Below are 4,309 nucleotides of genomic sequence, written 5' to 3'. Positions count from 1 at the left end.
ATCCCGGCGAGCCTCGACCGCCAGCCGCGTCGCACGCTCACGCAACTCATCGTTGTACTTCTTCGGTGCCGGCATCGCTGCTGTTCCTCCCAGGTTTCGATATCTCCATCAAACCCGGTGCGGGACAGTGCGTCAACGACGCCGGAAACGTGTGGTGGCACTCGGACTGCTGCACCGGCGTCAAGGGCTGGATCTGGAACGACTACACAGAGGTCGCCGAATGGAACTGACGGAGACCACCCACCGGTAACGCAAGCAGTCACCCAAGCGCGCCAGCCTTGCGTCTCGGCGGTGAAGGGGTCAGGGCGGCAGGGGGTGACGTCTGCGGACGTACAACCTGTCGCCCGCCCCTCGGGGCGTCACCGCCAGCGCGAACGCGGCCACCGTCGAGGTGGCCAGCGCCGCCCACGGGCTCGACATCAACGCCCGGCCGAACCGTCGCCGCCGGTGGGGCCGATGCCGGTCAGCCGGCACAGGGCGGCGAAGCCGTCCTCGGTACCCGGCCAGTGCCGGCGTACCGCGTCGATACCCGCCCGGCGTACCACCGAGCGCAGCACCGCCGCGACGATGATCGCGTCATCGGCGTAGCCGATCACCGGGATGAAGTCCGGGATCAGGTCGATCGGGATCGCCAGGTACGCCATCAGCAGCCCGAGGCGTACCCGCACCCCCCGCGGCAGGGTCCGGTCGCCGGCCAGCCGGCGCAGCAGCCGCAGCAGATCCGGCAGGATGCGCAACGCCTCTTTCAGCAGCGGCCCTCGGGGCCGCACGATCAGCAGGCCGATCAGCAACGCCACCCACGAGGCCACCGCCGCGACCGCGACGCCGATCAGGATGTCCCGGATCATCTACGCCGCCTCCCTTGTCGCCGCACGCCCCCGCGCGGCAGGGCCGGGCCGCCGCGGAACTCGCGACGCCCGGCCCGACTGTCGCCGCTGGTCACCGGCGTTGTGATGGTAGTCCGTCAGGGGACGATCACCACGCCGCCGCGTACGCCACCCTGGGCCAGCCGCTCGTGGGCGGCCGCCGCGTCCGCGAAGGGGTACACGCCGGCGACCCGGAGCGGGATGTCGCCGCTGCCGACGAGCTTGACCAGCTCGCCCAGCCGGATTCCGTCCGGCTCCACCGCCAGCGCCAGGGTCCGGATGCCCCGTACCGGTTCCGGGCGCAGCGGCGGCGACGCGGCCACGTAGCCGCCGCCGTCGCGGACCAGGTCCAGCAGCGACGGGCCGATCACGGCCAGGTCGACGACCGCGTCGTACGTCCCCGTCGGCTCCTCGGAACGGGACAGGAAGGTCGCGCCCAGCGACTCGACGAACTCCCGGTCGTCGGCGCCGGCGAGGCCGGTGGCGCGCAGTCCGGTCATCCGGGCCAGTGCCAGGAGGAACCCGCCGACCTGCCCGGCGGCGCCGGTGACCAGTACGGTCGAGCCGGCCGGGAGCGCGAGCAGCTCGATGGCCTGGGCGGCGGTGAGACCGTTGGTCGGCAGGGTCGCCGCCTCGGTGGCCGGCACGCCGGCGGGCGCGGCGGTCAGCGAGGCGGCGTCGAGCACCACGTACTCGGCGTGGGTGCCGGTCGTGGTCCGCAGCCAGTGCGAGAAGCCGACGACCTCGTCGCCGACGGTGAACTCCCCGACCGACGGGCCGACCGCGTCGACGGTGCCGGCCACGTCCCAGCCGGGCGTGTAGGGCAGGCCGGACGGCAGCGGGGCCGGGAACCGACCGGAGCGGACCATCAGGTCCACCGGGTGCAGCGCGGACGCGGCGACCCGCACCCGTACCTGTCCCGGGCCGGGCTCGGGCACCGGCGCCTCGACCACTCGCAGGACCTCCGGCCCGCCGAACTCTGCATAGCTGATTGCGCGCATCGCTGTCTCCTTGGTGGGATCTCGTGTTCACCACGACCGTACGATTCATGGGAACCATGAGAAAGTAGGTACCTGGAAGTGCCTAGGGCACCGCGAGGAGGACGAGATGCCGACGACGACCGCGGCGCAGCGCCGGGAGCAGGCAAAACGCGACTACAACGCGTTCCTGGCCGGCTGTCCGACCCGTGAGCTGCTGAGCAGGCTCACGGACAAGTGGGTCGCGCTGGTGATCCCCGCGCTCGCCGACGGCCCGCGGCGGCACGGCGAACTCGCCCACCGCATCGCCGGTGTCAGTCAGAAGATGCTCACCCAGACGCTGCGTGCGCTGGAACGCGACGGTCTGGTCACCCGCACCGTCACCCCCTCGGTGCCGGTCCGCGTCGACTACGAGCTCACCCCGCTCGGCCACGAACTGTTCCCGGTCATGCTCGCGATCAAGGACTGGGCCGAGTCGCACATGGACCGCGTCTTCGAAGCTCGCGCCCAATTCGACGCCCGGCCCTGACGAGCGACGCGTTTCGATCTTCTGTCAACTCCCCGACGACACCGGTGGATCGGCTCACCCGCATCGGGCAAGGCGGGTAGGCTGTCCTTCTTCCGCCTCCGTCGCCTGAGGAGTACACAGTGGACCAGATCACCGAGCCCGCTGACCACGCGCAGAACTCGCGGCGGAAGGTGCCGGTCGGGGTGGATTCCACGGTGCCCAGCGTGGCCCGGGTCTACGACGCACTGCTCGGTGGCAAGGACAACTTCGCCGTCGACCGGGCCGTCGCGGACCAGCTCATGGCGCTGACCCCCGGCGGGATGATGGTGGGCCTCTACAACCGGGCCGTCCTGGGCCGGGGCGTCCGGCACATGGTCCGCCAGGGCATCGACCAGTTCATCGACCTCGGCGCCGGCCTGCCGACCGTGCAGAACACCCACGAGGTCGCGCAGGCCGAGAACCCGGACGCCAAGGTGGTCTACGTCGACAACGACCCGATGGTGCTGGTCCACGGCCGCGCCCTGCTGGCCGAGAACGGCAACACCACGGTCATCACGGCCGACTTCTGCGAGCCCGACGAGGTGCTGAACAACCCCGACCTGCGCGCGCTGATCGACTTCGACCGGCCGGTCGGGCTGCTGATGGTCGCCGTCCTGCACCACCTCGACGACGCGCAACGCCCCGCCGAGCTGGTCGCGCGCTACCGGGACGCGGTCCCGTCCGGCAGCTTCGTCTTCATCACCCACTTCATCGACGGCGGCGAGGCGACCGCCGAGATCGAGCGGGTGATGCTCACCGACCTGGGCAGCGGGCGGTTCCGCAGCTTCGACGAGGTCCGCGGCTTCTTCACCGGCCTGGAGCTGCTGGAGCCCGGTGTCGTCTACAACCCGCTCTGGCGTCCGGACCCGGGCGACGACGTCCCCGACCCGATGAGCTTCGCCGGGAAGATCATCGGAGCGGGCCTGGGCCGCAAGCCCTGACCCGAGACCGGCCGACACCCCGGCCGGAGGACCTCTGCGATGGGAATGCGCCCGGCGGATCCGCCGGGCGCATTCCTGATCTCGGCGGGCTTGTCGTCAGGATGTCGGCTTCGCCGCCCGGACGAAGGCTGCCCAGGCGGCGGGGGAGAAGGTGAGGGCCGGTCCGTCGGGGTCCTTGCTGTCGCGTACGGCGACCACGCCGGCCAGATTGTCGGCGACCTCGACGCAGTTGCCGTTGTTGTCGCCGCTGCGCGTGCTCTTGCGCCAGTTCGCGTCGGCCAGACGATCAACCATGATGGACTTCCTCCTTGATCTTGTAGATCAGCCTCCTTGATTGTTCCTCATCAAGTGCCAGAGCTTCGAGGCTCGACCAGATCTTTTCGTAGGCGGCAAGTTCGTGCGGTCGGTCGAGGTAGAGCGCTCCCGTCACGTTCTCGCTGTAGATGACCGACGGATCCGGGACGATCCGGTTGACCAGTGGAAAGTCGAGCATCACGAAGGCGCCGGCCAGCGCACCATAATGTGCTCCCGCCGCGAGGGGCAACACTCGGATCGAGACGTTCGGAAGCTCGGACCGGTCGAGTAGATGGGCCAGTTGCTCAGCCATCGCGGCCGACCCACCGACGCACCGGAGAAGGACGGCCTCGGACAGGATCCACCCCGTATCCGGCGGCTTGGGCAGTCGTCGGACGAGTACTTCCTGCCGTCGGCGGCGGACCTCCAGGACGTCCGTCAGCTCTTCGGGCGGCAGGTTGGGACGGTGCTGGTAGACGCCTCGGGTGTAGCCCGGGGTCTGGAGTAACCCTGGAACGAGCGTGTCGTCGTGTTCTCGTAGTCGCGATGCTGCCTGTTCCAGGCCGACGTACAGCTCGAACCAGTCGGGGATGGCGTCGCCGTAGGAGTGCCACCAGCCCTTGGCCTTGGTTTCGGTGGCGAGGCCGGTGAGGGCGGTGGTGAGTTCGGGGGTGGCGCCGTACA

At 70.1% G+C, this 4,309-nt stretch carries 7 protein-coding genes; 3 read left to right on the top strand and 4 right to left on the bottom strand.

Going from position 1 to position 4,309, the window contains the following annotated elements; all coding sequences use genetic code 11:
• The coding region (locus ACFOX0_RS33885; RefSeq protein WP_377553728.1) for a hypothetical protein at positions 1–230 on the top strand (230 nt) is incomplete at its 5' end.
• 189 nt (positions 231–419) lie between these two features.
• Here the strand turns inward: ACFOX0_RS33885 and ACFOX0_RS33880 are convergent.
• Together ACFOX0_RS33880 and ACFOX0_RS33875 are read right to left on the bottom strand one after the other, a co-directional pair.
• The gene (locus ACFOX0_RS33880; protein WP_377553727.1) at positions 420–848 is read right to left on the bottom strand and encodes a YkvA family protein; all 429 of its coding nucleotides are present in this window, start codon (positions 846–848) and stop codon (positions 420–422) included.
• Between the two features lie 116 nt (positions 849–964).
• Positions 965–1,867 carry an NADP-dependent oxidoreductase gene (locus ACFOX0_RS33875; protein ID WP_377553725.1) on the bottom strand — a complete coding sequence of 301 codons (903 nt, stop codon included), beginning with the start codon at positions 1,865–1,867 and terminating at the stop codon, positions 965–967.
• Positions 1,868–1,973: 106 nt separating this feature from the next.
• Between ACFOX0_RS33875 and ACFOX0_RS33870 the strand changes: the two genes are divergently transcribed.
• Both ACFOX0_RS33870 and ACFOX0_RS33865 read left to right on the top strand, forming a co-directional pair.
• Entirely contained in the window at positions 1,974–2,372 is a 399-nt protein-coding gene (locus ACFOX0_RS33870; RefSeq protein WP_377553723.1) for a winged helix-turn-helix transcriptional regulator, read from the top strand.
• Positions 2,373–2,491: 119 nt separating this feature from the next.
• Entirely contained in the window at positions 2,492–3,331 is an 840-nt protein-coding gene (locus ACFOX0_RS33865) for an SAM-dependent methyltransferase (protein ID WP_377553721.1), read from the top strand.
• Positions 3,332–3,427: 96 nt separating this feature from the next.
• Here the strand turns inward: ACFOX0_RS33865 and ACFOX0_RS33860 are convergent, their stop codons facing one another.
• The gene (locus tag ACFOX0_RS33860) at positions 3,428–3,625 is read right to left on the bottom strand and encodes a DUF397 domain-containing protein (protein WP_377553719.1); all 198 of its coding nucleotides are present in this window, start codon (positions 3,623–3,625) and stop codon (positions 3,428–3,430) included.
• Positions 3,618–4,309 (bottom strand): DUF5753 domain-containing protein (locus ACFOX0_RS33855; protein WP_377553717.1); only part of this gene is annotated, 692 nt, incomplete at its 5' end. The genes ACFOX0_RS33860 and ACFOX0_RS33855, both read right to left, overlap by 8 nt.

It is taken from the genome of Micromonospora zhanjiangensis, from assembly GCF_042650605.1.
GTDB lineage: Bacteria > Actinomycetota > Actinomycetes > Mycobacteriales > Micromonosporaceae > Micromonospora_J > Micromonospora_J zhanjiangensis.
The sequence above is the reverse complement of the archived record's forward strand: the minus strand, read 5'-3'. Positions and strand labels throughout refer to the sequence as shown.